Annotated in this window: 1 protein-coding gene; it reads right to left on the minus strand. The window is 65.1% G+C overall.

The window, feature by feature from the left end:
* Positions 1-40: 40 nt before the first annotated feature.
* A partial coding sequence (locus ACFPP6_RS36510) for an IS5 family transposase (RefSeq protein ID WP_382051151.1) occupies positions 41-730 on the minus strand: 690 nt, incomplete at its 5' end.

Below are 730 nucleotides of genomic sequence, written 5' to 3' on the forward strand. Positions count from 1 at the left end.
AGAGGACGTCTGGTTCGCGTAGTTCATGAGTGATTGCGTTTTATGCGTCTCGCCAGGTAGAGGTGGATTCTCCGGTTGCTCGCTTGGCCAGGTTGGCGATGGCGGCGAGGCGGATCATGCTCTCGGAGTGTTCGGGCTTGGTCTCGTAGTCGCGGGCGAGCCGGCGGTGCATCATGACCCACCCGAAACTGCGCTCCACCACCCAGCGCCGTGGAAGCACAGAGAAGCCTTTGACCTGTGTGTTCCTGGGTACGACGTCGACGTCGATGCCGAGTCTCGCGCCGTGTTCGACGGCCTGGTTCTTGTAGCCGGTGTCGACCCAGGCCTTGGTGATCGTGGGATGGGCGGCCGCGGTGCGGGTCAGGAGCTGCTTGCCGGCCTCGTTGTCGGAGACGCCGGCCGCGGTGACCATGACCAGCAGCAACAGGCCGAGGGTGTCGACCGCGATGCTGCGTTTGCGGCCCACGATCTTCTTGCCAGCGTCGATCCCCTGGCTGTTGGTGGGGACGGTGTGGGCGGTCTTCACGCTCTGAGAGTCGATGACGCAGGCGGTGGGTTCGGGGTCGCGTCCCTCCTTCTCGCGGACGAGTCGGTGCAGGCGCAGGCCGAGCTTCTCGATGGTGCCGTCGGCGGTCCAGGCGCTGAAGTGGGAGAAGACGGTGGTGTGAGCCGGAAAGTCGTGCGGCAGGTAACGCCACGGGATACCGGTGCGGTTGACGTAGAGGATCGC

The organism is Streptomyces aureoversilis (genome assembly GCF_042657885.1).
Classification (GTDB): Bacteria; Actinomycetota; Actinomycetes; order Streptomycetales; family Streptomycetaceae; genus Streptomyces; species Streptomyces aureoversilis.